The 1,359-nt window shown below is 73.7% G+C and carries 2 protein-coding genes; both read right to left on the bottom strand.

Translation table 11 applies throughout. From position 1 onward, the window contains the following. Positions 1 to 561 (bottom strand): chorismate synthase (locus GT354_RS29100; RefSeq protein ID WP_161359353.1); only part of this gene is annotated, 561 nt, incomplete at its 3' end. A gap of 156 nt (positions 562 to 717) precedes the next feature. After that, a partial coding sequence (locus tag GT354_RS29105; protein ID WP_237535564.1) for an A24 family peptidase occupies positions 718 to 1,359 on the bottom strand: 642 nt, incomplete at its 5' end.

Here is a 1,359-nt window from a genome sequence, read left to right on the forward strand (position 1 = left end):
GTCGTCGGGGCCCGGCAGTACGCCGCTGGGCGCCTTGGCCGCGCCGAACTCGACGACGTGGCTGACGATGCGCACGCCGGCGACCTCCTTGATGAACGAGGCCGCGATCGCGCCGAGCGCGACGCGGGCCGCCGTCTCGCGGGCGCTGGCCCGCTCCAGGATCGGTCGGGCCTCGTCGAAGCCGTACTTCTGCATGCCGGCGAGGTCGGCGTGGCCGGGGCGGGGCCGGGTCAGCGCGGCGTTGCGGGCCTGTGCGGCGAGCGTGTCGGGGTCGACCGGGTCGGCCGCCATCACGGTCTCCCACTTGGGCCACTCGGTGTTGCCGACCATGACCGCGACCGGGCCGCCCTGGGTGAGGCCGTGTCGTACCCCGCCGAGGAAGGTGACCTCGTCGCGCTCGAACTTCATCCGCGCGCCGCGCCCGTAGCCGAGCCGGCGCCGCGCGAGCGCGTCGGCGACGACGTCGGAGGTGACGGGCACGCCCGCGGGCAGCCCTTCGAGGGTGGCGACGAGTGCGGGGCCGTGCGACTCCCCAGCGGTCAGCCAGCGTAGGTTGCCCACGAGTGCTCCTTCTTGCGCTTCCTCGTATCGCGTCCCGGAAACGGTGCGGTCTTCCGCGATCGCCCGGGATATGTCCGCGCGAATCCTTTCATGCCCGCCGGCGGGCTTCCTCGCCGCGTCCACCTGCCGGACAAGGGCCCCCGGACCTCCATCGTCTCACCAACCGAGATGCGCCCCCGACAGTTCCTCGCCGCACAGCACGCCGCCGAGGGCCCCGAGCAACAGCCACGGACCGAACGGCAGCCGGGTGCCCCGCCCCGCGCGCCCCGCGAGCACCAGCACGCCGGCCGCGAGTCCGGCGAGCACGAACGCCAAGAGCACGCCGGTGAACAACACGCCCCAACCCAGCCAGGTCAGGTGCAGGCCGACCACGCCCGCGAGTTTGACGTCGCCCATCCCCAGACTGCCGCGCGAGAGCGTGGCCAGGCACAGGTGGTAGCCCGCGAGCGTGGCCCCGCCGAACAGCGCGCGCCGGTAGGGCGCGAAATCGCCGAGCGCGAGCGACTCCATGCCGAGCAGGGTCATCCCGGTGAACAGCGTGACCAGCAGAACCGGATCGGGCAGCCGCAGCGTGCGCACGTCCACGACGGCGAGCACGACACCCGCGACCGCGAGGCCGAGGAACGCGAGCAGGTCCAGCCCGGGCCCGATCCGCCACGCGAGCAGGGCACACACGAGTCCGGTGAGAATCCCCAACGGCAACGCCCCCGACCGAGCGGCGGGCGAAGCCGCGAAGCCGGCGCCTCGGATCGCACCGTCCGGAGCCGGAAGAGGCGAAGGGGACGGGAGGGATGGGAG

The sequence above is a fragment of the Streptomyces sp. SID3343 genome (assembly GCF_009865215.1).
Taxonomy (GTDB): Bacteria; Actinomycetota; Actinomycetes; order Streptomycetales; family Streptomycetaceae; genus Embleya.